The following is a 25,572-nucleotide window of genomic DNA, read 5'->3' on the forward strand; positions in this document are numbered from 1 at the left end:
GCAGCCTCCGCCGGCAGCGCGCTGTCGGCCACCTCGACCGGTACGGGCTCCCCCGCGGCCTCGGCCGCAGCGCCCTGCTCCGCCGAGTCCGCCACCGGAGCCTCCGGCATCGGCGCCACCTGGTCGGCCCCGCCCGGCGCCTCGGCGGCCTGCGCCGCCCCGGGCTCCGCGCCCTCGGGGGCGGTCACGGTGCCGTCGGCGGCCTGCGCGGGCTGACCCGCCGGGTTCGCCTCGGCCGCGAGAGCCGCGTCGGCGACGGCCGCGCCGTCACCGGAAGCCACGTCCGCCGCGGCCCCGTCCGTCTGCGCGCCCACGGCAGCCTGGGCATCTTCGGTACCCGGCTCCACGGGCACCTGAACACCCTCGGCACCCGGCCCCACCGGAGCCGGAACACCCTCACCACTCGCCTCGGCCAGAACCGGGCCGGCCTCGGCACCCGACGCCACGGGACCCTCAAGACCCTCGGCATCCGACCCCGCGGGCACCTGAACGCCCTCGGCACCCGGACCGACCGGAGCCGTAACACCCTCACCGTTGGCCCCGGCCGGGACCTGGCCGGCCTCAGCGCCCGACGCCGCCGGACCCTCCGCGCTCCCCGCAGCCGACCCCGCGGGCACCTGAACGCCTTCGGCGCCCGGACCCGCCGGAGCCGAAACGCCCTCAGCGCTCGCCCCGGCCGGGACCTGGCCGGCCTCGGCACCCGACGCCGCCGGACCCTCCGCGCTCCCGGCATCCGGCGCCACGGGCACCTGAACGCCTTCGGCGCCCGGACCCGCCGGAGCCGAAACGCCCTCGGCCTCCGTCTGCGCGGGCGCGGTGTACACGCCGTCGTGGGCGTGCATCGGCTGTACCCCGTCGTGGCCGTGCACGACGGGCACCTGCCCGGTGTCGCCGGACGGGGTGTGGGCCGCTGCCTGGCCGGCGAGGCGGGCGACGGCGGCCTGGGCGGCGTCGGCCGGCTCGGCGGGACTAACCGTTTCGGCAGTCGGTGCCTGTGTGGCGACCTGGGCCGGGGCGGCGCCCCAGGGGGCCGCGCTCTGCGGAGCCGGCTGCGGCTGGGCGTCGAGGTACTCGGGGCCGGCGGACGGCGGCCCGGGCTGCCGTACCGGCGCGCCCGCGGGGCCGCGGTCGGCGAGGGTGCGGACCGGGCTCGCCGAGACGTCCGGGATCGGCGGGCCCAGGTGCAGCGGACGGCGCGGCGGCTGCGGCGCGGCCGTCGGGTCGTGCGGCGCCGACAGGATGGGCGACGGCGTTACCGAGGCCGGGCCGGGGTCGGGCAGGCGGACACCGCTGAGGTCGACCGAGCCGCTGTCGCGGCCGGCCGTCTCGTGCGGGCCGGGCTCGTGGACGGCTTCCACCACCGGTTCCGGAGCGGGTGGCGGCACCTCGTTGCCCCACGCGCCCTGGGCACCCGGCAGCAGCAGGTCTTCGTCCTCGGCGGGTGCCTCGGAGAGGTAGGTGTACGCGCCGGGCGCGGAGACGCCCGGCTGCTCCACCATGCCTGCGCTCTCCGGCAGCCCCTCGCCCGGGACCTGGCCGGTGTCCGTCATGCGTACCCCTCGCCCATCGGTTAGTGCTCCTACGACCAGCTCACCCGGAACGGCGCACCGACCGCCCCGCAGTGAAGAACGAGCGTCCGTGCCCAGCGGCACGAACGACCCGCCGGAAAAGGCGACAAAGCCATTCAGTGGCATTGTCCCGGCCGTTCCGCCGTCGCGACAGCATGATCCGCGACAGCCCGCTGTGGACTGCGCCACGTTGCGCGTCCTCCGGTTCCGCCGTACCACACCCGCCCCAAACCGGGCGTGCGTTCCGGACATTGGCGAACGAAGTTCGGCTCACCGGTGCGGTACAACGATCGGCCAGCCTACCCCGCGCGGTACGACAACCGGATCACGGGGCGCGATCGGGCAGTACCCCGCTGAGCAGGAACGCTACGTTCCGCTCGGTCTCGGTCCAGGCCCGGGTGTCGAGTTCGACGGACTGGAGCAGGGCGCACTCGACCCGGTATCCGTGCTCGGTCAGGTCGCGGCCGACGCGTTCGGCCACGTCGCGGGTCGCCGCGTGGGTGACGATGCGCTGCGGGCGCCGGTCGGCGACCGCGGAGACGACGGCCGGTCCCCCGCCGCCGACCCGTACGACGTCCGGTTCGGGCAGATTCTCCAGGACGTGCGGGGCGCTGCCGTGGACGATCTGGAGCTGGACCCCGAACCGGCGCGCGGCACCCTCGGTGCGGGCGCAGGCGGTCGGGTCGTGGTCGACGGCGATGACGGCCGCGCCGGCGCGCGCGGCCTCGGTGGCGAACGCGCCGCTGCCGCAGCCGATGTCCCAGACGAGGTCGCCGACCCGGGGGCCGAGGCGGGCGAGTTGGGCGGCGCGGAGCAGCTGCGTCTCGCCCTCGCCGAGTCCGCCGGCCGGTCCGGCGCCGTAGCTCTCGTCGGGCTGTACCCAGCCGCGCGGCCCGGCGCCCGGGTCGCGTCCGGCGATCCAGCCGCCGCCCTCCCCGGCGCCGGCCGGGCCGCCGATGACGATGACGACGTTGGGGTCGCGCCAGGTGTGGTCGGCGGCCTTGTCGGAGGTGACGACGCTGACCTGCTCGCGTTCGGTGCCCAGTTCCTCGCAGATGACGAAGGTGCGGTGCACGCCCTCCAGCAGGAGGCCGAGTTCGGCGGGGCCGGCGCCCGGGGCGGTGAGGACGGCGACCTTGGTGTGGGCGCGGCAGACGTTCACGGCCCGGCGCAGGGTGCGCGGGTGGGCGACGACGACCTGGGCGTCGTCCCAGGGCATGCCGGCCCGGGCGAAGGCGGCGGCGACCGAGGAGACGGCGGGGACGACCTCGACCTCCAGGCCGAACTCCGGTGCGCGCAGGGTCCGTACGACACCGAAGAAGCCGGGGTCGCCGTCAGCGAGCACCACCGCGGTGCCGCGGTGGGCGGCGATGCGGCGGGCGGCCAGGGCGAGGCTGCCGAGGCGGATGCGTTCGGCGGCGGGCGGGACCTCGGGCAGCGCCAGGTGGTGGGCGGCGCCGGCCACGAGGGTGGCGGCACCGAGGGCGGCCCGTGCCGCGTCGGTCAGCGGCGAGCCGTCCCAGCCGATCACCGTGACCCGGTCGGCCATGGTCGTCAGTCTCCAGGGGTTCTGCGCAGATCTACGGGAGGAGGAAGCCCGGGTGCGGGCTCCGTGAGACTACCTGGTGGAGCCTCGGGGCTCAGTTCCAGTCCGAGTACGAGGTGAAACCACCGGTGTCGGCGAGCTGCTCGCTGACCCCGGCGAGGTCCTCCGGGAGCAGGCTCCAGACGATGACGTCCGTGCGCACCTCGGTCCAGGCCCCGTCCTCGGTCCTGGTGCGCGCTATCCAGGCGTTGCGCAGGACGCCCTCGCTGATGCAGCCGATCTTCTGGGCCACCTGCTGGGAGGCGGTGTTGTCGGCGGCGGTGCGCAGTTCGAGCCGTTCGAACTTCTGGTCGTGGAAGAGCCACTGGGCGCTGGCGAGGGCCGCCTCGGAGGCGTAGCCCTCGCCGCGGGCCCAGGGGGCGATGACGTAGGCGATCTCGCTGGAGCGGACGCGCCAGTCGGTGTTCCGCAGGTGGACGATGCCGACGAGCCGCTGGGTGAGGAACTCGGTGACGGCGAGGACGATGCCGCGGCCCTCGGTGCGCTCCGCGGGGGCGAGCCGGGTGATCCACTCGTGGGCGTCGGCCTCGGTGTACGGGTGGGGGACGGTGGTCCAGGCGACGACCTGCTCGTCGTTGAGCATCTCGGCCAGGGCGGGCACGTCGTCCTCGTCGAGGGGACGCAGCACCAACCGCTCCGTGCTGATGGAGATGTTGGGGAAGGTGCTCGTCATGCGCCGCTCCGTAACCTTCGGGAAAGACTCGAAAGACCGTCAGGGCCGTCAGGCCTGCTGAACTGCCCAGCATGCAGCATGAAACCACTGAACCGCACGACGGGGTCCACACCCGGTGAGGGAGTGGACCCCGTGCGTCGCGCGTCGCCGTGTACGTGCCGTCAGCCGCCGGTCACCGGCAGGACGGAGCCGTGGTACTTGTCCTTGATGAACGTGCGTACCTCGGGCGAGACGAGCAGCTCGGCGAGCTTCTTCACCCGCGGGTCGTCCTCGTCGCCGCGTCGGACGGCGAGGAGGTTGGCGTAGGGGTTGTCCTTCGCCGACTCCACCAGGATCGCGTCCTTGGCGGGGCTGAGGCCCGCGTCCTGGGCGAAGTTGTTGTTGATGACCGCGGCGTCCACGTCGTCGAGCGAGCGGGGCAGCTGGGCGGCCTCCAGTTCCCGGATCTTCAGGTGCCGGGGGTTGGCCGTGACGTCCGCGGGGGACGCGTCGGCGCCGGCGCCGGCCTTCAGCTCGATGACGCCGCCGGCTTCCAGCAGTTTGAGGGCGCGGCCCTCGTTGGTGGTGTCGCCCGGCACGGCGACGGTGGCTCCGTCGGCGAGCTGCGTGACGTCCTCGACCTTGTGGGAGTACACGCCCATGGGCGGCAGGTAGGGCTTGACGACCGGGACGAGGTCGGTGCCCCTGGCCTTGTTGAAGTCGTCCAGGTAGGGCTGGTTCTGGTAGAGGTTCGCGTCCAGCTCGCCCTCCTGGAGGGCGGTGTTCGGCAGGACGTAGTCCGTGAACTCCTTGATCTCCAGCTTCAGGCCGGCGTCGGCGGCGAGGTGGTCCCTGACGTAGGTGAGCACCTCGCCGGCCGGGACGGCGGTGGCGCCGACGACGAGTGTGCCGTCCTTGCCACCGCCGGTGCCGGAGTCCGTGCCGGAGCCGCAGGCGGTCAGACCGAGGGCCAGGACCGCCACGGCGACGACGGACATGCGCATCGCTTCAGTCCCCCCTCGCGGCTCAGAAGGACGGGATGACCGAGCCCTGGTACTTGTCCTCGATGAACTTCTTGACCTCGGGCGAGGTGAGGAGCTTCGCGAGCTTCTTCACCCGCGGGTCCTTCTCGTCGCCCTCCTTCACAGCGAGGAAGTTGCCGTAGGGGCTGTTCTTCGCGGACTCCAGGACCAGCGCCTCCTTGGCGGGCTTGATGCCGGAGGAGATGGCGTAGTTGCCGTTGATCACGGCCGCGTCCACGTCGTCCAGGGAGCGCGCGGTCTGGGCCGCCTCGACCTCCTTGAACGTGAGCTTCTTGGGGTTCTCGGTGATGTCCTGCGGGGTGGCCTCGGTGCCGACGCCGTCCTTGAGGGTGATGAGTCCCTTGGCGGCGAGCAGCTTCAGGGCGCGGGCCTCGTTGACGGCGTCGTTCGGGATGGCGACGGTCGCACCGCTCTTGAGGGCGTCGGCCTTCTTGACCTTGTGGGAGTACAGGCCGAGCGGCTCCAGGTGCACCGTGACGACGGGCACGATGTGGGTGCCGCGCTTCTTGTTGAAGTCGTCGAGGTACGGCTGGTTCTGGAAGTAGTTGGCGTCCACCGAGCCGTCCTCGGTCGCCGTGTTCGGCGTGATGTAGTCGGTGAACTCCTTGACCTCCAGGTCGAGGCCCGCCTTCTTCGCCAGCTTGTCCTTGACGAAGGTCAGGATCTCGGCGTGCGGGGTCGGGCTCGCGGCGACGACCAGGGGGCCGGTGCCGTCGGAGGAGGCGGAGTCCTTGTCGGAGCCGCAGGCGGTCAGCCCGAGGGTGAGCGCTCCGGCGGCGAGGACGGCGGTGGTGAGCTTGGCGGTGTTACGCACGAAAAGTGCCTTTCCTTAAGGGTGGTGCGACCCCGTGTTGGGTGAACGGGGAGTCTCGGGGGTCAGCTCTTCTTGACGGCCTCGGTCGCGACCGCGCCGGGGAAGATCCCGCGCAGCGGCCGGAACAGGAGCAGGCCGCCGGACCGGCCGGTACGGCGGTGCAGCGAGCGGGCCGCGAAGTCGCCGACGAGCTGGAGCAGCGAGATGACGACGGCCAGGATGGCCACCGTGATCCACATCATGCCGGTCTCGAAGCGCTGGTATCCGTAGCGGACGGCGACGTCACCGAGGCCGCCGGCGCCGACGGTGCCCGCCATGGCCGAGTAGCCGATGAGGGCGATGATCGTGGTGGTGGCGCCCGAGATGAGGGACGGGAGCGCCTCGGGCACGAGCACGCTGCGGACGACCTTCCAGGTGCTGCCGCCCATGGACTGCACCGCCTCGACGAGTCCGCCGTCCACCTCGCGGACGGACATCTCCACGAGGCGGGCGAAGAACGGGATCGCCCCGATGGCGAGCGGCACGATCGCGGCCTCGCGGCCGATGGTGGTGCCGGTGATCCAGCGGGTGAAGGTCATCAGCGCGACCATGAGGATGATGAAGGGCATCGAGCGCGCGATGTTCACGATCTGCCCGATGACCTTGTTGACCACGACGTTCTGCAGCAGTCCGCCCTTGTCGGTGAGGACGAGGAGGATGCCGAGCGGGAGACCGGCGACGACGGAGATCAGCGTGGACCAGCCGACCATGTAGAGGGTGTCCCAACACGCCTGGGACAGCACCGGCTGCATCTCGGACCAGGTCACTTCGCACCCTCCTTGACCAGCAGGGGCTCCTCGCCCTCGCGGCCGACGACATCGATCTGCAGGCCCTGCTCGCGCAGGAATCCGATCGGCACCACGTTGTCCTCGTAGCGGCCGGGCAGCTCGATGCGCATGCGGCCGATCTGGAGGCCGCCGACGGTGTCGATGGCGGCGCCGAGGATCGAGATGTCGATGTTGTAGGTGCGCGAGAGCTGGGAGACGACCGGCTGGGTGGCGGCCTCGCCGTGGAAGGTGACGTCGAGGACGGTCCGGTCGGGGCCGGTGCGCTCGCCGCTGACCGGGAACAGCGCGGCGGCCAGCTCGGAGCCGGGGGTGGCGAGCAGCTCGCTGACCGTGCCGGACTCCACGATCCGGCCCTTCTCCATGAGGGCGGCGGAGTCGCAGATCGACTTCACGACGTCCATCTCGTGGGTGATGAGCAGGACGGTCAGGCCCAGCTGCCGGTTCAGGTCGCGCAGCAGCTGGAGGATGGAGCGGGTGGTCTCGGGGTCGAGAGCGCTGGTGGCCTCGTCGGAGAGCAGCACCTTGGGGTCGCCGGCGAGGGCGCGGGCGATGCCGACGCGCTGCTTCTGGCCGCCGGAGAGCTGGGCGGGGTAGGCCTTGGCCTTGTCGGCGAGGCCCACCAGGTCGAGCAGCTCCAGCGCCTTGAGGGAGCGGGCCCGGCCGGCCTTGCCGAGGATCTCCAGCGGCAGCTCGATGTTGTCCTGCACGGTCCGCGAGGACAGCAGGTTGAAGTGCTGGAAGACCATGCCGATCCGGCTGCGGGCCCGGCGCAGTTCCTTGCCGGCGCGCGGGCCGCGGCCGGCCAGGGCGGTGAGGTCCTGCCCGGCGACGGTCACGGTGCCGGAGGTGGGGCGCTCCAGCAGGTTGACGCAGCGGATGAGGGAGGACTTGCCGGCGCCGGACTGGCCGATGACGCCGTAGACCTCGCCTTCGCGGACGTGGAGATCGACGCCGTCGAGGGCGGTGACCTCACGGCCGCGGGAGCGGTAGACCTTGGTCAGGCCCGAGGTGGTGATCACGTGGGTTTCCGTCACTGTCGAGTGCAGGGGCGTGGGTGTGCCCGGGCACGGGTGCATGCGGTTCCGGCATGGAGGGTGGTTCTTCGTCGCGTACGGCCTGCGGCGCACGGACGTGCCACGGCTCTCGCTTCGGGGCGCGAGGCTCAGCTGATGCGGGGGCCCTCTAGAAGGCGCACATTCGACACATCAGGCGACACATACAACGAGCACCGGGCGTCATGGTCGCCTCGGTCGCAAGGGTGCGGCAGCTCGTCGTGGTCATGCGATCAGTAAAGCAGACGGACGCTGCTGACCGGCCGCCGCCGTCCGCATAGTGGACAGCGGCGGACAGCGGCGGCCCGGCGCTCAGCCGCGCACGGCGATCTCCACTCCCCCGTCGGTGACCAGTGCCGACAAGGCCGACAGGTCCCGCACCACCAGGTCGGCGTCCAGCTCCTCGGCCCGGTGGGTTGTGGCCAACGCCACGGTCGTCATGCCGGCCGCGCGTCCCGCCCGCAGTCCGGCGGGGGCGTCCTCGAAGACCACGCAGTGGGCGGGGTCCACGCCGAGCTGCCGGGCGGCGAGCAGGTAGGGCTCCGGGTCGGGCTTGCCGCGGGTGACGTCGTCGGCCGAGACCAGGGCCTTGGGGGTGATCCCGACGGCGCCCAGGCGGGCCTCGGCCAGCCGCCGGGTGGCGGAGGTGACGACGGCCCAGCGGTCGGCGGACAGGGAGTCCAGGAACGCACGGGTCCCGGGCAGCAGGCGGACGCCGCCGTTGGGTACGTCCTCGACCTCCAGCTGCTCGACGCGGGCCACCGCCTCCGGCACCAGGCGGGCGGGCAGCAGGTCGGCGACGATCTCGACGGCCGTCCGCCCGTGCAGCTCCACCCGCCCGAACTCCTCGGCGGTGATGCCGTACTCGCGGGCCCAGCGGGTCCAGCAGCGCTCGACGGAGTCGAGGGAGGAGACAAGGGTGCCGTCGTTGTCGAACAGGAGGGCGTGCGCGTGCATCGTCATGGTCTAGACCCTACGGCGTACGGCGGGGGCGGCGGCCTCCGCCCGTTTCGGCCGTAATAAGGTCACGGCATGTTCAACGTCCTGACGCTGGTGACCGGGGTCGCCGCGCTGTTGCTCGCCGCCTGGTGCGGCTGGGCCGCGTACCGCGACCAGCCGACGAAGGACTGGCACTTCATCGGCATGGCCGTGGTGTCGCTGCTGGCCCTCGCGCAGCTGGTGATCGGGATCGTGCAGCTGGCGCGGGGCGAGAAGCCGGAGCAGGGCACGACGATCTTCGTGGCCTATCTGCTGGGCGCGTTCGCGTGCGTCCCGGCGGCGGGCCTCATGTCGCTGGCCGAGCGGACCCGCTGGGGCTCGGTGACGGTGGCCGCCGGCGGTGTGGTGCTGGCCGTCCTTCAGGTACGGCTCTACGACATCTGGGGAGGCTGAGGTGACGGCGGTGGAGGAGAAGCCGGCCCGGCTGATCGGCGGGCCGGGCATGCTGCTCGTCTGGTTCTACGGCGTGATGGTGGTCGGCGCGGTGTCGCGGTCCGCGTACCAGATCGCGACGGAGTTCGGCCGGGCGCCGCTCGCGTACTCCCTGTCCGCCGCGGCCGGGGTGGTGTACGGGTTCATCACGTACACCTTGGTCCGGGGCGGGGAGACGGCGCGCCGGGCCGCGTTCGTCTGCTGCGCGGCCGAGCTGGTGGGCGTGCTCGTCGTCGGTACGTGGACCTTGGTGGAGCCGTCCGCCTTCCCGGACGCGACCGTCTGGTCCGAGTACGGGATGGGGTACGTCTTCATTCCCGTGCTCCTGCCGGTTTCCGCGCTGTATTGGTTGCGCAAGGCGCCTGCCCGCAAGGGTGCCTGAGGAGCGTTCGCGGGTGCTTCATGGTGTCTCGCGAAGGTCCCCGCGCCCCTTTCGGGGCGCTTGTCCTCACGCCGTCTGCGCGTACTGACCGGCCTGCTTCTCCAGGACGATCAGCTCCACTCCGTCGTCGCCCTTGGCCCGGCCCACCGTCTGGTAGCCGACCCGCCGGTACAGGCGGAGGTTGCCCTCGCTGCGGTGGCCGGTGAGGAGGCGGAACGTCGTGGCGCCGCGCTCCGACTCCAGGGCCGCCTCCGCCGCGCGCAGCAGGCGCGCGCCGATGCCGTGTCCCTGGAGGCGGGGGTGGACGCAGAGCTTGCCGATGGCCGCGGCGCCGTCCTCGGTGACCTTGCCGCGCACCGAGCCGACCACCTCGTCGCCGAGCCGGGCGACGAAGACGCAGTCGGAGGCGACCTCCTGACGGACGGAGTCCAGGGTCTGCACGAGCGGGTCGATGCGGTAGTTGCCGTACAGCGCCGCCTCGCTCTGGAAGCACAGGTACTGGAGCCGGAAGATCTGCTCCGCGTCCTGTTCGGTCGCCACCGAGATGGTCACGCTCATGCCCATGTGCGCATGCCTCCCGCTCACCTGATCACCTGTCGTCCCCCACTCCTATCCCCGTGCTTCGCACGCCGCAACCTCCGGCGTGAGCAATCGGCGCAGACATCCCAGACATCTGGAGCGTTCCGGGCCGAGACTGCCCTGTGAGATACCCAACTCCCCCGCGATCTCCCGGTAGGTCGGATCCTGCGGCGAGAGCAGCGCCTCGATGAGCCGGGGGCAGCGGCCGGGCAGCCGGCGCACGGCGTCGCGCAGGGCGCGGTAGCGGGCTGCGGTCAGGACGTGCTGCTCGGGGCCGGGGCGGAGGTCGTCGGCGGGCTCGCCGTCGTACGGCCGTTCCAGGCGGGTGGTGCGGCGGCTGCGGCGGGCCTCGGCGCGAACGGCCCTGCGCAGCCAGCCCTGCGGGTCCAGCGGCGGCCCGTCGGTCTCCAGTCGCTCCAGCAGCCGGAGCCAGACGGCCTGCTCCAGGTCGCCGGGCTCGCCCCCCGCGGCATATGCCTCGGCGGAGGCCTCGGCGGTGAGCAGGGGGCGCAGGGCGGCTACCAGGTCGTGCGTCATATGCGGAACGACGAGCCGCCCCGGCGGCGGGTTGCCGGGGCGGCGCGGACTCACCCCGAACGGGGTGCCGGGCACTGCGCCGGTTGACGCGTCAGCCCTTGAGGAAGTCGGCGCGGGCGAGCAGTCCGGTGTCGGGGTTGTCGGTGAAGACGCCGTCGATGCCGGTCGCGAAGTAGGTCTTGTAGGCGCCGAAGACGTCTCCGTAGGCGTCGGCCGCGCCGCCCTTGCGGTACTCGGCCGGCAGGAAGGGGTTCTCGTTGCGCAGGGTGTACGGGTGCAGGATCAGGCCGACCTTGTGCGCGTCGGAGACCAGCGTGGTCGGCTCGGCGAGACTGCCGTCCGCCTTCCTCGGGATGATCAGGTCCAGGGTGGGGCCGATGCCCTGGGCGTAGCCGGCGATCTCGCGCAGCCCCCTGGGCGTGATCAGGTCGGCGACCGTGCGCGGGTCGTTCGCCTCGACGAAGTCGTACGGGCGGCTGCCGGCCGAGGAGAGGAGGACCACCAGCGGGTTGTCGACCAGCCGGTTCAGCCGCTGGATGCTGGTGGGCTCGAAGGACTGCAGGACGACCGGGGAGTTGCGGCCGTCCTTGCCGTACTTGCGCAGCAGCTTCGCCACCCGCTCCTCCAGGCCGAGGCCCAGCTTGCGGAAGTAGGTGGGGTGCTTGGTCTCGGGGTAGATCCAGACCTGCCTGCCGCGCTTGCGGGTCTGCTCGTCCTGCCACTTGAGGACCTCTTCGAAGGTGGGGATCTCCCAGCGGCCGTCGTAGAGGGTGTTGTGCGGCCGGTTGGCCGGGATGCGCTCGACGGCGCGCAGCGTCTTCAGCTCGGCGAGCGTGAAGTCCTCGGTGAACCAGCCGGTGGTGGGGACCCCGTCGAGCACCTTGGTGGTCTTGCGGTCGGCGAACTCCGGATGCGCGGCGACGTCCGTCGTACCGCCGATCTCCGGCTCGTGCCGGCAGACCAGGTGGCCGTCCTTGGTGGGCACCAGGTCGCCCGCCTCCACCATGTCGGCGCCCAGGTCCAGGGCCAGGTCGTACGAGCCGAAGGTGTGCTCGGGGCGGTAGCCGCTGGCACCCCGGTGGCCGATGACCGTCGGCACCGGCAGGCTCTTCAGCCCGCGCCCGCCGTGCCCGGCCGTCCGGGACCCCGCGGCCCGGGCGGTGCCGGCCAGTCCGAGGACCGCTCCGCCGCCGAGCACCGCGGCGCCGAGGAGCGCCCGCCGTCCCGTTCCCTGCGTCTGCCCGTTCGCCTGGTCGCTGTCCATGAGCGCCCTCCTGCCGTGCGTTTCTCCGATGCGGCCCGATCGTAGGGTCGTGCACATGACCGAAGGGAGGCCCCGGTTCGAACACCGGGGTGATGCCGGGTGTCCTGCGGGCGGCGCGGGGTGACGCAGCGTCGGCCGCACGGGCCTGCGGCCGCGCGATGTCCGTCACACCCCCGCAAGGCTGTTACGCGCCGTCCTCCGGACGTCACCGCAGGTAAAACCGTGTCAACACTTCGTAAGGCCTCGGTGAACCGCGCGTCCCCGACGTGCGCACGGCCGGGCGCCGCGAGTAATGTCCTCACCTGCACAGACTCATATCGCCCCCCTCGACATCGGAGGACCCGTTGTCCCGCTTCGCGCTCATCAAGGCAGTGCTCGGACCGATCATGCGCCTGATGTTCCGCCCACAGGTGGAGGGCGCGGAGCACATCCCCGGGGACGGCCCGGTGATTCTGGCCGGTAATCACCTCACCTTCATCGACTCCATCGTGCTGCCGGTGGTCACCAAGCGGCAGGTGTTCTTCATCGGCAAGGACGAGTACGTCACGGGCAAGGGCGTCAAGGGCCGCCTGATGGCCTGGTTCTTCACCGGCGTCGGCATGATCCCGGTGGACCGCGACGGGGCGAGCGGCGGGGTGGCCGCGCTGATGACGGGGCGGCGGGTCCTGGAGGAGGGCAAGATCTTCGGGATCTACCCGGAGGGCACCCGGTCGCCCGACGGGCGGCTGTACCGGGGCCGCACCGGCATCGCCCGCCTGACCCTGATGACCGGCGCGCCGGTGGTGCCGTTCGCCATGATCGGCACGGACAAGCTGCAGCCCGGCGGCCGGGGCATCCCGCGGCCCGGCCGGGTCACCGTCCGGTTCGGCGAGGCCATGGAGTTCTCCCGGTACGAGGGCATGGACCGGGACCGCTATGTGCTGCGGGCGGTCACGGACTCCGTCATGGCCGAGGTCATGCGGCTGTCGGGCCAGGAGTACGTCGACATGTACGCCACCAAGGCCAAGGCCGCCTGAGCCGCCGGACGGACCGGCACGGCGCCGCGTCCGTCCGCCCGCGGGCGGACTCCGCCTGCCGGTGGAATCTGCCGCCGACACATCGGGCATTCGGCCGTATGAAAGCGGCCATATCACCACACAACATGTCTGATTCAGGACATGTACAAACCTTCTCGGCGTACTCTGCTCCGTACCCCGATCGCCGCCGCCGGCGCGGGATTCCTGGCGTCCTGCACCGACTCCGGTTCCGCGCCCCGTTCCGGCCCCGAACACCCGAGCGCGGAGGAGAAGTTCGTGCCGGCCGGGCCCCGGGGGTACGTCAACCCGTCGGATCCGGAGGTCCTGGCCGCCGAGCGGAAACGGGGATCCGGCCGCGTACGCACCTTCAGGTTCACCGCCGCCGAAGCCGAGCTGGACCTGGGCGGGCGGTCCGTCCACACCTGGGCGTACAACGAGGAGGTGCCGGGCCCGCTGGTGCGGGTCACGGCCGGAGACGTACTCGATCTGACGCTCGCCAACCGGCTGCCCGCCGAGACCACCCTGCACTCCCACGGGGTGCGGCTGCGCTGCGACATGGACGGCGTGCCGGATCTGACCCAGCGCGCCATCCACAGCGGGACCGACTTCCGCTACCGCTTCGCCGTCGAGCACCCCGGGACCTACCTGCTCCACTCCCACGTCGGGATGCAGCCCGACCGGGCCCTGTACGCGCCGCTCGTCGTCGACGACCCCAGGGAGCCCCTCTCCTACGACAAGGAGTGGCTCCTGGTCCTGGACGACTGGCTCGACGGCGTGGAGGGCTCCACCCCGGAGGGGGTGCTCGAACAGCTCAAGCCCGGCGGCGCCATGGACATGGGGCAGATGGCGATGGGTCCCGGGCACGGCAGCCCCAGCCCGCACCACCGAGCGAGCAGGCACCCGTCGCCGTCCCGGAAGCCGGCCGGCCCCAACCGGGTGCTGCACCAGTCCCACAGCCGCATGCTGCACGGCGACGGCGGCAGCGTCGACTACCCGTACTACCTGGTCAACGGGCGTCTGCCGGACAATCCGTCGGTCTTCCACTGCCGCCCCGGCGACCGGGTGCGGCTGCGCATCATCAACGCCGGCTCCGAGACCGCCTTCCGGGTCGCGCTGGGCGACCACACGATGACCGTCACCCACACCGACGGCTATCCGGTGAAGCACAAGCGGACCGACGCCCTGCTGGTCGGCATGGCGGAGCGGTACGACGTGCTGATCACCGCCCGGGACGGGGTCTTCCCCCTGGTCGCCCTGCCGGAGGGCAAGAAGGGCCGGGGCCTCGCCGTCCTGCGCACCACCAAGGTGAGCAAGAAGCTGCCCCCGGTCGACGTCCGCCCGCACGAACTCGACGGCGAGACCGTCCCCGCGCGCCGCCTGCTGCCCGCCGACTCGGTGGCGCTGGGCGACCGGGACCCCGACCGCGAGATGCGCATCAGGATCACCGGCACCATGCGGAGGTTCGACTGGGGATTCGACCACAAGCCCTACTCCGCGCAGCAACGCCATCCGGTCCGCGCGGGCGAGCGGGTGCGGCTGACGCTCATCAACGCCACGGACATGTGGCATCCGATGCACCTGCACGGCCACACCTTCGCGGTGGTCGGGCTGGACTCCGTGGGCGCCCGCAAGGACACCGCGCTGGTGCTGCCGCACCGGAAGCTGGTGATCGACTTCGATGCCGACAACCCGGGGTTGTGGATGCTGCACTGCCACAACCAGTACCACTCGGAGAGCGGGATGATGACGGTGCTCGGCTACAAGAAGTGACGGTCGGGGGGCGCCCCCCTGTGGGGACGCCTTACCCGGCGCCTTCCAGCTTCTGCCCCTTCAGCAGGAACCACGCCACCGCCGCCGCCGTCAGCAGGACCGCCGCTCCTGTCGCCGACGCCAGGTGCAGGCCGTGGACGAAGGAGTCGCGGGCCGCGGCGAGCAGGGGCTCCGCCTGGTGCGGGGGCAGGTGCGTGGCGCTCTCCACCGCGGCGCCCAGGGACTCGTGGGCCCCGGCCGGGGTGCCGGCCGGGCCCGCGAAGCCGCGGTAGACGCCCGTCACGACCGAGCCCAGCAGGGCGATGCCCAGGGCCGCGCCCAGTTCGTACGCCGTCTCGGAGACCGCCGAGGCGGCGCCCGCCTGGTCCTTGGGGACGCTGGAGAGGATGACGTCGGCGGTCACCGTGAAGGAGAAGCCCGCACCGACACCCACGACCAGCAGGGCGGCGCCGAGCAGCGGGTAGCCGGTGGACTGGCCGATGGTCGTCAGCGCGGCCAGGGCGATGCCGACCGCGGCCAGGCCGCCCGAGACCACCGCACGGACCGAGAACCGCCGGGCGGCACGGCCCGCGACCAGACCGGCCGCCACCGCGCCCACCGCCGCGGGCAGTTCGGCCAGCCCCGCCTCGAATGGGCGCCGGTCCTGGACGAGTTGCAGGAACTGGGAGAGGAAGAACACCAGGCCGGACATGCCGAGGACGGTCAGCAGGTCGGCGAGGACCGCCCCGCTGAAGCCGCGGCGCCGGAACAGCCGCATGTCCAGCAGCGGGACCGGCATGGTCAGCTGGCGGTGGACGAAGCCGTACAGGGCCGCCGCGCCCAGCAGGCCGGCGCCGAGGGTGGTCCAGGCGAAGCCGTGGGTGGCGGCCTCCTTGACCGCGTAGACCAGGGCGATCATGCCGACCAGCGACAGCAGGACACTGCTCAGGTCCCACGGGCCCGGGTGGGGGTTGCGGGACTCGGGCAGGGTGCGGATGCCGACCAGCACCAGGACGGCCATCACCGGCAGGTTGATCAGGAAGACCGAGCCCCACCAGAAGTGCTCCAGGAGGAAGCCGCCGGCGATCGGGCCGACGGCCGTACCGGCGGAGGCGGTGGCGCCCCAGATGCCGACGGCGAGGCTCCGCTCGCGCGGGTCGTGGAAGATGTTCCGGATCAGCGCCAGGGTGGCGGGCATCAGCGTCGCGCCGGCCACGCCGAGCAGCGCCCGGGCCAGGATCATCAGTTCCGGGGTGCTCGCGTAGGCGTTGAGCACGGACAGCGCGCCGAACGCCGTGGCGCCGACCAGCAGGATCCGCTTGCGGCCGATGCGGTCGCCGAGGCTGCCCATGGAGACGAGCAGACCGGCGATGACGAAGGAGTAGACGTCGCCGATCCACAGCAGCTGGGTGCCGGAGGGTGCGAGGTCTTCGCTGATGTAGGGGGTCGCCAGGCCGAGGACGGTGGCGTCGACGGCCACCAGCAGCACGGCCAGGACGAGGACGGAGAGCGCGAGCCAGCGGCCCGGGCGCTTCACCGCCTCGGTCGTCCGCGCCGGCTGCAGGGTGCTGGTCATGGTTCCTCTCTTCGCAGAGCGCCGCCGAGCAACAGCTCGGCGATCATGGTGGGGAAGTCCCGGGCGGCCACGCGGCCGTCCAGGGTGGCCCAGGCGCACGAGGCGATCAGCCCGTACAGCGCCTCGGTGAGCCAGACCGGAGTGAGGTCGATGCGGAACTCGCCGCCGCGCTGTCCGCGCTGGAACAGGGCGCCGATCCGGGCGTCCAGGCGCTGCCAGCCCTCGTGCTGCCGGTCGCCCTCCCACAGCTGGTTCTCGCCGTAGAGGAACGCGAGCAGTCCGGCGGCCGGCTGGATCTCGCGGACGAGCCGGCGGACGGCCTCGGCCGCGGATCCCTCCTCCGGCCGGGCCCGGTCCAGCGCTCCCTCGCACTCCGCGATGCCGAGCTGTTCCAGCGCCCGGACGAGCGCGTCCCGGCCGGCGAAGTGCCGGTGCAGCGTGGCCCGGCTGATCCCGGCGGCCTTGGCGACCTCGTCCATGGTCGCGGTGGATTTACGGGTCAGCAGGGCGGCTGCGCTGCGCAGCACGTGGTCACGGTCGATGGCCATGAAACAAGGATAGCCCAGATGAGACATTGCTGTCTCATCTGGGGCGTGCGTGACTCATTTACGCTGGTCAGGCGGGGTCTCCCGTCAGTGCCAGGGCAGCTGTCCGCGCCATTCCCAGTAGGCGCGCGGGTCCTCGGTCAGCGCGGCGAGGCGGGTCAGCTGGTCCTCGTCGAGATCGACGGCGGGGGCGTGGAGGTTGGAGGCGAGCTGGGTGACGGTCGCGGCACCGGAGAGGACGACGCCGGCCCAGGGCTGCCGCAGGATCCAGGCGAGGGCGACCGCGTCGCAGCCGAGCCCCGCCTCCGCCGCCACGGCCTTCAGCGCGTCCGGGGCGTGCGGTCCGGCCAGCCGGCCGTTCGCCATCCCCTCCTTGACGATCACGGTGAGCCCGGCCTCGTGCGCCTCGGCGAGCGCGGGGGCGACCGAGGTCTCCAGGACGTTGTACGTCGACTGGACGGTACGGAAGAGGGGCTCGCCGTGGACCGTGACGGCGAGGGCGGCGCGGACGGCGTCGGCCTGGGCGGGGCCGCTGGTGGAGAAGCCGATGGTGAGGCCCTGGGCGGCGGCGTCGGCCAGCCTGGCGTGCAGGTCCTTGTCGGTGAGGGCCGGGCTGTCGGGGGTCACCGAGTGGATCTGGTAGAGGTCGAGCCGGTCGCCGAGCAGGGCGTCGGTCTCGGCGCGCTGCCGTTCGTAGGTGGCGAGGCCGTGGTCCTTCACCTCGTGCGTCTCGGCGTCCGCCGACCAGTCGGCGGTGTAGGTGTAGCCCCATTTGCTGCCGACGACCATGTCGTCGATGTCCGGGCGGGCGTTCAGCCAGTCGGCGAGGAACTCCTCGGAGCGGCCGTAGGAACGGGCGACGTCGACATAGCGGACGCCCTGGGCGTAGGCGGCGTCGAGGAGTTCGTGGGTGCGGGCGCGCAGCGCGTCCACGCTGCGGTTCTCTCCGAGGTCCGCTTCCCGGCCGAGGTTGATGTAGCCGGGGCGGCCCACTGCGGCCAGTCCGAGGCCGATGTGGCAGGTCGGCGTGGTTGCTGTCGCGAGACGGGCGAAGGGCATCCCGGGCTCCGTATGGTCGGCTCCGATGCGGCTTCGACCAAAGTAACCCTTGATGACCTTCGCCTCAGAACTCGGTCGGTGCGGTGCTTCGGCGAGTGCGGGTGCGAGTGCGGGTGCGGGTGCGCTGTGGTTCCTCGCGCCCACGGGGCGGAGCCGCACATCGGTACAGCCCCGCGTCCCTTCCAGGGGCGCCGCCGCGGCTCAGCTCTTCTTCTTCGCTTCCGCCCACTCGTGCTGAGCCGCCACGTCCGCCTTCACCTCGGCCAGCTGGACCGCGACCGCGCTCGGGGCCGTACCGCCCCGGCCGTTGCGGGAGGCCAGGGCACCCGGCACGTTGAGCACCGACCGCACCTCCGGCGTGAGGTGGGACGAGATCTTCGCGAACTGCTCGTCCGTGAGGTCGTCCAGCTCCTTGCCCTCGGCCTCGGCGGCCTTGACGCACTCCCCCGCGACCTCGTGCGCCACGCGGAACGGCACGCCCTGCCTGACCAGCCACTCGGCGATGTCCGTGGCGAGCGAGAAGCCGGCCGGGGCCAGTTCCTCCATGCGCTCGCGGTGGACGGTGAGGGTGGCGATCATGCCGGTGAAGGCGGGGAGCAGCACCTCCAGCTGGTCACAGGAGTCGAAGACCGGCTCCTTGTCCTCCTGGATGTCGCGGTTGTAGGCGAGGGGCAGGGCCTTGAGGGTGGCCAGGAGCCCGGTGAGGTTGCCGATCAGCCGGCCGGACTTGCCGCGGGCCAGCTCCGCGATGTCCGGGTTCTTCTTCTGCGGCATGATCGACGAGCCGGTGGAGAAGGCGTCGTGCAAGGTGACGAAGGAGAACTCCTTCGTGTTCCAGAGGATGATCTCCTCGGCGATCCGGGAGAGGTTCACGCCGATCATCGCGGTGATGAAGGCGAACTCGGCGACGAAGTCCCGGGAGGCCGTGCCGTCGATGGAGTTGCCGACGCTGCCGTGCTCGAAGCCGAGGTCCTCGGCCACGGCCTCCGGGTCAAGGCCCAGGGAGGAGCCGGCGAGGGCGCCGGAGCCGTACGGCGACACGGCCGTCCGCTCGTCCCACTGGCGCAGCCGCTCGGCGTCCCGGGACAGGGACTGGACGTGGGCCAGGACGTGGTGGGCGAAGAGCACCGGCTGGGCGTGCTGGAGGTGGGTACGGCCGGGCATCGCGACGTCGGGGTGGGCCTCGGCCAGGCCGATCAGGGCGTCCTGGAGGTCGGCGATCAGGCCGCCGATGATCCGGGCGTGGTCGCGCAGGTACATCCGGAAGAGGGTGGCGACCTGGTCGTTGCGTGACCGGCCGGCGCGCAGCTTGCCGCCGAGGTCGGGGCCGAGCCGCTCCAGCAGGCCGCGCTCCAGGGCGGTGTGCACGTCCTCGTCGGTGATCGTGCCCACGAAGGTGCCGGCGGCCACGTCGGCTTCGAGCTGGTCGAGCCCGGCGATCATGCGCCGCAGCTCGTCCTCGGTGAGCAGCCCCGCCTTGTGCAGCACGCGCGCGTGGGCACGCGAGCCGGCGATGTCGTAGGGCGCGAGCCGCCAGTCGAAGTGGACGGACGCGGACAGCTTCGCCAGGGCCTCGGCCGGACCGTCGGCGAAACGGCCGCCCCAGAGCCGTACGTCACCGCTGTTGCTGCTCACTTGCGTTGCTCCTCAAAGCTCTCGGTCAAGCGCTCGATGTGCCGCCGCCTCCCCACCCTTCCAGGCGGGGAGGCGGCTGTCAGGCTGATGCGGGTGAGGTGGACCCGTGGGGGTGACCGGCCGGCGTCAGGCCAGGTCCCGCTTGGCGGCGATCTTCGACGACAGGCTGTAGATGTCGATGAAACCCTTGGCCGCGGACTGGTCGAAGGTGTCGCCGGTGTCGTAGGTGGCGAGGTTGAAGTCGTACAGCGACGCCTCCGAGCGCCGGCCGGTGACCACCGCGCGACCGCCGTGCAGGGTCATCCGGATGTCGCCGGTGACGTGCTGGTTGGCCTCGTTGATGAAGCCGTCCAGGGCGCGCTTGAGCGGGGAGAACCACTGGCCGTCGTAGACCAGTTCGCCCCAGCGCTGCTCGACCTGCCGCTTGTAGCGGGCGAGTTCGCGCTCGACGGTGACGTTCTCCAGCTCCTGGTGGGCGGTGATCAGGGCGATCGCGCCCGGGGCCTCGTACACCTCGCGGGACTTGATGCCGACGAGGCGGTCCTCGACCATGTCGATCCGGCCGATGCCCTGGGCGCCGGCGCGCTCGTTGAGCTGCTGGATGGCCTGGAGGACGGTGACGGGCCGGCCGTCGATGGCGACCGGGACGCCCTCCTTGAAGGTGATGATCACCTCGTCGGCCTCGCGGGGCTCGGCCGGGTTGGAGGTGTACTCGTAGATGTCCTCGATCGGGGCGTTCCAGATGTCCTCCAGGAAGCCCGTCTCGACCGCGCGCCCGAAGACGTTCTGGTCGATGGAGTACGGGGACTTCTTGGTGGTGGCGATGGGGAGCTGCTTCTCCTCGCAGAAGGCGATCGCCTTGTCCCGGGTCATCGCGTAGTCGCGGACCGGGGCGATGCACTTCAGGTCGGGGGCGAGGGCGACGATGCCGGCCTCGAAGCGGACCTGGTCGTTGCCCTTGCCGGTGCAGCCGTGGGCGACCGTCGTGGCGCCGTGCTTCTTGGCGGCGGCGACCAGGTGCTTGACGATGGTCGGCCGGGACAGGGCGGAGACCAGCGGGTAGCGGTCCATGTAGAGGGCGTTGGCCTTGATCGCCGGGAGGCAGTACTCGTCGGCGAACTCGTCCTTGGCGTCCGCGACCTCGGCCTCGACGGCACCGCACGCGAGGGCGCGCTTGCGGATGACGTCCAGGTCCTCGCCGCCCTGGCCGACGTCGACCGCAACGGCGATGACCTCGGCGCCCGTCTCCTCGGCGATCCAGCCGATGGCGACGGAGGTGTCCAGACCGCCTGAGTAGGCGAGTACGACGCGCTCGGTCACGGGTTTCTCCTCACAGTGCATTCGCTGACATGCATGAGTATGCAGAACTCTGCATGATTCGTCAATCTCCGTGAGGGGTGAACGTCCGCAAGCGCTTTCTCGTACTCCTCTGCGAACGCAGGCGCCGCGTTCGTCCGACGACGACACCCCCGACCCGAGTGAGGCATCCGCATGTCCAGGGCCCTTCCGAAGTACGACAAGCGTCGCGTGGCGGTCATCGGCGGCGCCGCCGCCGTGGTGCTGTCCGGCGCGGTGATCGCCGGCTCCGCCCTCGCCGGCACCCCCGCCGGGAGCGGCGGCGCGACCGGCGCCCGCACCCTGGCCGGTCCCGGAACGATCAGCTGTCCGGACGTCGCCTCGCGGCTGCCCGCCGTGCCCGCCTCCGCGCGAGCCGAGGTCGACCGCAACCTCGCCCTCCTCCAGACCCAGATCCAGGAGGCGAACAAGCGGCTGAAGGACACCGCCGGCCAGGGCGGCCCCAACTTCGTCGACAACGCGATCCTCGGCCCCCTCAAGAACAAGCGCGTCGCCACCGTCAACCGCATCGCCACCGCGATCGGACGCACCACGGCCAAGCCGACCGGCCTGGACGCGCTGGCGCCCTGCGCGCTGAACGCAGGCGGGGACGCGACGACGGGCGGCGGCCAGGCGTCCGCGCCCGCCACCCCGAGCGGCGGGGCGAACCAGCAGCCGGGCGGCGGCACGGCGGGCGGGAACACCGGGGCGGGCACGATCAGCTGTCCGGACGTCGCCTCGCGGCTGCCCGCCGTGCCCGCCTCCGCGCGAGCCGAGGTCGACCGCAACCTCACCCTCCTCCAGACCCAGATCCAGGAGGCGAACAAGCGCCTGAAGGACACCGCCGGCCAGGGCGGCCCCAACTTCGTCGACAACGCGATCCTCGGCCCCCTCAAGAACAAACGCGTCGCCACCGTCAACCGCATCGCCACCGCGATCGGACGCACCACGGCCAAGCCGACCGGCCTGGACGCGCTGGCGCCCTGCACGCTCACCCGGTGAGGTGACAGGCAGCCGTGGCCGCCCCCTGGGGCGAGGGCCGGGGGGCGGCCACGGCGGTCCGGACCGGGCGAGTCCGGAAGTTAGTTAGACAAGCGAATAAGTTTCCTGATAATCGTCAGGCATGGGAAAGACTTATGAGCGCATAGACGGCAGGCTGCGCACCTTCATCGAGGAGCAGCCCCTCTTCTTCACCGCGACCGCCCCGCTCTCCGGCGACGGCACGGTCAACCTCTCCCCCAAGGGCCTCAAGGGATCGTTCGCCGTGCTGGACGAACACACCGTGGCCTACCTGGACTTCGCCGGGTCCACCGCCGAGACCGTCGCCCACCTCAGGGAGAACGGGCGGATCACGCTGATGTGGTGCGCCTTCCAGGGCCCGCCGAACATCGTGCGCGTGCACGGCCGGGGCGAGCCGGTCTTCCGGGACGACCCGCGCTTCCGGGACCTGCTCACGCACTTCCCGGACATCGACGCGAGCCGGCACGGGCTGCGCGCGGTCATCGTCGTCCACGCCGAACTGGTCCGGGACAGCTGCGGGTACGCCGTCCCCTACATGGCGTACGAGGAGGACCGCGATCTGCACGGCAGGCGCTTCGCCCGCGAGGACGACGCCTCCCTCGACGCGTACTTCACCAAGAAGGAGCACATCGCGACCAGCCTGGACGGACTGCCCGGGCTGCCGTTGCCGCTGCCGCCGTCTACCGTCTGAGCCATGCGCCCCGGTGTGGTCCTCGCCCTCGTCTCCGCCTGCTCCCTCGCCCTGCTCGGCGCCGCGCCCCGCCCCGGCCCCGAGCCGCTGCCCGCGGGCATGGCGGACACGGGCGGCGGCAGCCAGCTGATCGTCGCCCAGGCCCCGGACACCAAGGCCACGACGGGCACGGTCACCTGGTGGGACCTGCGGGACGGTGCGTGGGTGCGGGCCGGATCCGCGCCGGCCCGGTTCGGGGCGGGCGGGCTGGTGGACGGCGACACCCGCGTGCAGGGCACCGACACGACCCCGACCGGGCTGTACGACCTGCCCTTCGCCTTCGGGATCGAGCCGGCGCCGGCCGGGACGGCGGTCGAGTACCGGGCCGTCAGGGAGAGTTCCTGGTGGTGCCAGGACAACGACTCCCGCTCGTACAACCGCTGGGTCGACCCCCTGCCCGCCGACTGCCGCGCCGCCGAGTCCGAGCACCTCGTCGACTTCCGGGAGCAGTACGCCCACGCCCTGGTCATCGGCTTCAACTACGACCGGCCGGTACGGGGGCGCGGGGCGGGCATCTTCCTGCATGTCAACGGGCAGGGGGCGACGGCCGGTTGCGTGTCGGTGCCGGAGGACGACATGCGGCGGATCCTGCGGTGGGCGGAGCCGGGGAAGAAGCCGCACATCGCGGTGGGGACCGCGGGCGGGGGCACGGCCGTCACCCGGTACTGAGGTTTCTGAACACTCGGCGCGTGCGGCGCGTATCTGTGGGCCAAGGGTCAAGTCCCCACGGAGGAACCGTGACCACCACGCTCGCAGGCGGACGTGCCGCCCGCCGACAGACGATGCGCCGCATCCGTCCGCGCCGCTCCCCGGCCGTCCCGCTGCTGCTCGCCGTGTGGGCGGGCGCGGCGGCCGTGCTGTGGCTCTGGTGGCAGAACACCCCCTCCATCGCCGACACCACCGGCCGGATCCTGGGCGCGGGCCGGATCACCGGTCTGCTGGCCGGCTATCTGATGGCGCTGGTCGTGCTGCAGATGGCGCGCGTCCCGGCGCTGGAGCGGCGGGTCGGATCCGACCGGGTGGCCCGCTGGCACGCGATGAGCGGCCGGTACACGCTCTGCCTGGTCCTCGCGCACGTCTTCCTCACCATGTGGGGGTACGCCCTCCAGGCCGGCAAGTCGCTCGGCGACATCGTGCGGCAGACCGTCGACTCCGTCGAGCAGCTCCCGGACATGGGCAAGGCCGCCATCGGCACGGGCCTGTTCGTGGTCATCGGGCTGACGTCGATCGGTCCGGTCCGCCGCCGGCTGCCGTACGACGCCTGGTACCACGTCCATCTGCTGACGTACGCGGCGGTGTTCCTGACGTTCTGGCACCAGATCTCCACCGGCAACGAGTTCGCGGTGCAACCCGCCGCCAAGACCTTCTGGTACGGCCTGTACGGCGCGGTCACCGCGCTGGTGCTCTGGTACCGGATCCTCACCCCGATCCGGCTGAACCTCCGGCACCGCATGCGCGTGGAGGCCGTGATCGAGGAGACGCCGGGCATCGTGTCGGTGCTGATCGGCGGGCGGCGGCTGCACCGGATGGGCGCGGAGGCGGGCCAGTTCTTCCGGTGGCGGTTCCTCGCCCCGGGCATGCGGTTCAGCTCGCACCCGTACTCCCTCTCGGCGGCCCCGCGCCCGGACACGCTGCGGATCACCGTGAAGGCGATCGGCGACCACAGCGCGCGGCTGCGCGAGCTGACGCCCGGGACGCGGGTGTGGGCGGAGGGCCCGTACGGCGCGCTCACCGCGCAGCGCCGCAGCCGCGGCAAGGTGCTGCTGGTCGCCGGCGGGGTGGGCATCACGCCGATGCGGGCACTGTTCGAGACGCTGCCCGGGGCCGCCGGGGACATCACGCTCCTGTACCGGGCCAACACCACCCAGGACCTGGCGCTGTGGGACGAGCTGGCGGCGATCGCCGAGGAGCGGGGCGCCCGGCTGATGTACGCGGTGAACAGTCCGGAGGGCGAGCGTCCGGACATCTCCGCGGAGAACCTGCGGCGGAAGATCCCGGACATCGAGTCGCACGACGTCTTCATGTGCGGTCCGCCCGGGTTCGCGCAGTCGGTGTTCGAGGCACTGCGCGAGGCGGGGGTGCCCGCCCGCCGTATCCACCACGAGTCGTTCGAGATGTGAGCGGAGCTGCGAAGCGATGAGGAAGAGCCACCCCGTGCGGCGGGTCGTGCTGGCCACCGCCGCGACCGTGTCCGGTGTCGTGCTGCTGCTGTCGCTGAAGCCGGCGTCGGATCCGGCGGCGGCGGGCGCGGCCCCGCGGCAGCCTGCGGCCGGGCAGGAGGCGCCCCAGGGCGGCACGCAGGGCGGAGTCCAGGCGGGCTCCGGCGCGGTGACCGGTGACGCGGCACAGACGCAGTACGGGGCCGTGCAGGTCCGGCTGACCGTCAGCGCCGGGAAGATCACCGAGGCGGAGGCGGTCCAGGCGCCCAAGGGCGGTCTCAGCGGACAGAAGACCGAGCTCGCCGTCCCGAGGCTCAACCAGCAGGCCGTGGCGGCCCAGAGCGCGGACATCGACGTGGTGTCCGGGGCGACGTACACCAGCGAGGGGTACAAGAAGTCGCTGCAGTCCGCGCTGGACAAGATGCAGAAGGAGTCGTCGTCCGGCTCGTCCGGTGCGGCGCAGGCGCGCACGGTCACCGGTGAGGCGGTGCAGACCCAGTACGGGCCGGTCCAGGTGCGGATCACGGTCGGCGCCGGGAAGATCACCAAGGCGGAGGCGGTCCAGGCGCCCACGGGCGGTCTCAGCGGACAGAAGACCCAGCTCGCCGTCCCCAGGCTCAACCAGGCGGCGGTGGCGGCGGGGACCGCGGACATCGACGCCGTCTCCGGTGCCACCTACACCAGTTCCGGCTACCGGCAGTCCCTCCAGTCGGCGCTGGACCGGGCCGGTGGCTGACACGGTGGCCGAGCCGGCACAGGCGCCCGCCGCGGTGCGTCACGCGGAGGAGGTCATGGGGACGGTCTTCTCCTTCGACGTCCGCGGCGGGGAACCGGCCGCGGTACGGGCGGCGCTCGCCGAGGCGGTCGCGGGGCTGCACGGGGCGGACGCCTTGTTCAGCACCTACCGCGAGGACAGCGAGGTGTCCCGGCTGGCCCGCGGCGAACTGGACGCCTCGGCCTGCGCTCCCGAGGTGGCCGAGGTGCTGGAGCTGG

General features: G+C 72.1%; 25 protein-coding genes and 1 pseudogene. 10 read left to right on the forward strand and 16 right to left on the reverse strand.

Annotation, left to right across the window (positions count from 1 at the left end; all coding sequences use genetic code 11):
- From CCN44_RS43360 to CCN44_RS22540, 8 genes are all read right to left on the reverse strand, one after another.
- Positions 1-1,550: DNA polymerase III subunit gamma/tau domain-containing protein (locus tag CCN44_RS43360; RefSeq protein WP_462509657.1), on the reverse strand; the 1,550-nt coding region annotated here is incomplete at its 3' end.
- Between the two features lie 343 nt (positions 1,551-1,893).
- Positions 1,894-3,117: a precorrin-6y C5,15-methyltransferase (decarboxylating) subunit CbiE gene (cbiE, locus tag CCN44_RS22510; RefSeq protein ID WP_086698963.1), complete on the reverse strand. Its 1,224-nt coding sequence runs from the start codon at positions 3,115-3,117 to the stop codon at positions 1,894-1,896.
- Between the two features lie 91 nt (positions 3,118-3,208).
- The gene (locus CCN44_RS22515) at positions 3,209-3,847 is read right to left on the reverse strand and encodes a GNAT family N-acetyltransferase (RefSeq protein ID WP_059248295.1); all 639 of its coding nucleotides are present in this window, start codon (positions 3,845-3,847) and stop codon (positions 3,209-3,211) included.
- A 161-nt stretch (positions 3,848-4,008) separates the two neighbouring features.
- Positions 4,009-4,830, reverse strand: a complete 822-nt coding sequence (locus tag CCN44_RS22520; protein WP_059248296.1) for a MetQ/NlpA family ABC transporter substrate-binding protein — start codon at positions 4,828-4,830, stop codon at positions 4,009-4,011.
- A gap of 22 nt (positions 4,831-4,852) precedes the next feature.
- Positions 4,853-5,683 carry a MetQ/NlpA family ABC transporter substrate-binding protein gene (locus CCN44_RS22525; RefSeq protein WP_059248297.1) on the reverse strand — a complete coding sequence of 277 codons (831 nt, stop codon included), beginning with the start codon at positions 5,681-5,683 and terminating at the stop codon, positions 4,853-4,855.
- 62 nt (positions 5,684-5,745) lie between these two features.
- Positions 5,746-6,489 carry a methionine ABC transporter permease gene (locus CCN44_RS22530; RefSeq protein ID WP_059248298.1) on the reverse strand — a complete coding sequence of 248 codons (744 nt, stop codon included), beginning with the start codon at positions 6,487-6,489 and terminating at the stop codon, positions 5,746-5,748.
- Positions 6,486-7,529, reverse strand: coding sequence for a methionine ABC transporter ATP-binding protein (locus tag CCN44_RS22535; protein WP_059248299.1), 1,044 nt, complete (start codon positions 7,527-7,529; stop codon positions 6,486-6,488). Before CCN44_RS22535 ends, CCN44_RS22530 begins: the two co-directional genes overlap by 4 nt.
- 345 nt (positions 7,530-7,874) lie before the next feature.
- A complete protein-coding gene (locus CCN44_RS22540) occupies positions 7,875-8,525 on the reverse strand; it encodes an HAD family hydrolase (protein WP_086698968.1) in 651 nt (216 codons plus the stop codon).
- 69 nt (positions 8,526-8,594) lie between these two features.
- On the opposite strand from CCN44_RS22540, the gene CCN44_RS22545 reads away from it, so the two are divergent.
- Together CCN44_RS22545 and CCN44_RS22550 are read left to right on the forward strand one after the other, a co-directional pair.
- Positions 8,595-8,954, forward strand: a complete 360-nt coding sequence (locus tag CCN44_RS22545; protein ID WP_086698971.1) for a hypothetical protein — start codon at positions 8,595-8,597, stop codon at positions 8,952-8,954.
- A 1-nt stretch (position 8,955) separates the two neighbouring features.
- A complete protein-coding gene (locus tag CCN44_RS22550; RefSeq protein WP_086698974.1) occupies positions 8,956-9,375 on the forward strand; it encodes a hypothetical protein in 420 nt (139 codons plus the stop codon).
- A 66-nt stretch (positions 9,376-9,441) separates the two neighbouring features.
- On the opposite strand, the gene CCN44_RS22555 is transcribed toward CCN44_RS22550, so the two are convergent.
- The 3 genes from CCN44_RS22555 to CCN44_RS22565 form a co-directional block, all read right to left on the reverse strand.
- Positions 9,442-9,939: a GNAT family N-acetyltransferase gene (locus CCN44_RS22555; RefSeq protein WP_086698977.1), complete on the reverse strand. Its 498-nt coding sequence runs from the start codon at positions 9,937-9,939 to the stop codon at positions 9,442-9,444.
- A 45-nt stretch (positions 9,940-9,984) separates the two neighbouring features.
- Positions 9,985-10,491: a sigma-70 family RNA polymerase sigma factor gene (locus tag CCN44_RS22560; RefSeq protein WP_059248304.1), complete on the reverse strand. Its 507-nt coding sequence runs from the start codon at positions 10,489-10,491 to the stop codon at positions 9,985-9,987.
- A 91-nt stretch (positions 10,492-10,582) separates the two neighbouring features.
- Positions 10,583-11,755: a glycerophosphodiester phosphodiesterase gene (locus CCN44_RS22565; protein ID WP_059248305.1), complete on the reverse strand. Its 1,173-nt coding sequence runs from the start codon at positions 11,753-11,755 to the stop codon at positions 10,583-10,585.
- Between the two features lie 344 nt (positions 11,756-12,099).
- On the opposite strand from CCN44_RS22565, the gene CCN44_RS22570 reads away from it, so the two are divergent.
- Both CCN44_RS22570 and CCN44_RS22575 read left to right on the forward strand, forming a co-directional pair.
- Positions 12,100-12,771, forward strand: coding sequence for a lysophospholipid acyltransferase family protein (locus tag CCN44_RS22570; RefSeq protein WP_086698980.1), 672 nt, complete (start codon positions 12,100-12,102; stop codon positions 12,769-12,771).
- A 141-nt stretch (positions 12,772-12,912) separates the two neighbouring features.
- A complete protein-coding gene (locus CCN44_RS22575; protein ID WP_059248307.1) occupies positions 12,913-14,541 on the forward strand; it encodes a multicopper oxidase family protein in 1,629 nt (542 codons plus the stop codon).
- Between the two features lie 31 nt (positions 14,542-14,572).
- On the opposite strand, the gene CCN44_RS22580 is transcribed toward CCN44_RS22575, so the two are convergent.
- The 5 genes from CCN44_RS22580 to CCN44_RS22600 form a co-directional block, all read right to left on the reverse strand.
- On the reverse strand, positions 14,573-16,096 hold the full coding sequence (locus CCN44_RS22580) for an MFS transporter (protein ID WP_086698983.1): 1,524 nt from the start codon (positions 16,094-16,096) through the stop codon (positions 14,573-14,575).
- Entirely contained in the window at positions 16,093-16,644 is a 552-nt protein-coding gene (locus CCN44_RS22585) for a TetR/AcrR family transcriptional regulator (protein ID WP_086698986.1), read from the reverse strand. The genes CCN44_RS22580 and CCN44_RS22585 overlap by 4 nt, the downstream gene beginning before the upstream one ends.
- An 84-nt stretch (positions 16,645-16,728) precedes the next feature.
- Entirely contained in the window at positions 16,729-17,700 is a 972-nt protein-coding gene (locus CCN44_RS22590; RefSeq protein ID WP_086698989.1) for an aldo/keto reductase, read from the reverse strand.
- 201 nt (positions 17,701-17,901) lie between these two features.
- A complete protein-coding gene (gene argH, locus CCN44_RS22595; RefSeq protein WP_086698992.1) occupies positions 17,902-19,335 on the reverse strand; it encodes an argininosuccinate lyase in 1,434 nt (477 codons plus the stop codon).
- A gap of 126 nt (positions 19,336-19,461) precedes the next feature.
- The gene (locus CCN44_RS22600) at positions 19,462-20,655 is read right to left on the reverse strand and encodes an argininosuccinate synthase (protein WP_059248312.1); all 1,194 of its coding nucleotides are present in this window, start codon (positions 20,653-20,655) and stop codon (positions 19,462-19,464) included.
- Positions 20,656-20,826: 171 nt separating this feature from the next.
- Between CCN44_RS22600 and CCN44_RS22605 the strand changes: the two genes are divergently transcribed.
- From CCN44_RS22605 to CCN44_RS22630, 6 genes and pseudogenes are all read left to right on the forward strand, one after another.
- The gene (locus tag CCN44_RS22605) at positions 20,827-21,672 is read left to right on the forward strand and encodes a hypothetical protein (RefSeq protein ID WP_208639815.1); all 846 of its coding nucleotides are present in this window, start codon (positions 20,827-20,829) and stop codon (positions 21,670-21,672) included.
- Positions 21,673-21,793: 121 nt separating this feature from the next.
- A complete protein-coding gene (locus CCN44_RS22610) occupies positions 21,794-22,381 on the forward strand; it encodes a pyridoxamine 5'-phosphate oxidase family protein (RefSeq protein ID WP_059248313.1) in 588 nt (195 codons plus the stop codon).
- A 3-nt stretch (positions 22,382-22,384) separates the two neighbouring features.
- Entirely contained in the window at positions 22,385-23,089 is a 705-nt protein-coding gene (locus CCN44_RS22615; protein ID WP_059248314.1) for a L,D-transpeptidase family protein, read from the forward strand.
- 68 nt (positions 23,090-23,157) lie between these two features.
- Entirely contained in the window at positions 23,158-24,540 is a 1,383-nt protein-coding gene (locus tag CCN44_RS22620) for a ferredoxin reductase family protein (protein WP_059248315.1), read from the forward strand.
- A 16-nt stretch (positions 24,541-24,556) separates the two neighbouring features.
- On the forward strand, positions 24,557-25,315 hold the full coding sequence (locus CCN44_RS22625) for an FMN-binding protein (RefSeq protein ID WP_189397291.1): 759 nt from the start codon (positions 24,557-24,559) through the stop codon (positions 25,313-25,315).
- A gap of 4 nt (positions 25,316-25,319) precedes the next feature.
- A pseudogene (locus CCN44_RS22630) lies at positions 25,320-25,572 on the forward strand (FAD:protein FMN transferase); the annotation flags it as partial.

Origin of the sequence: Streptomyces tricolor (assembly GCF_002155905.1) — a bacterium.
Lineage (GTDB): Bacteria > Actinomycetota > Actinomycetes > Streptomycetales > Streptomycetaceae > Streptomyces > Streptomyces tricolor.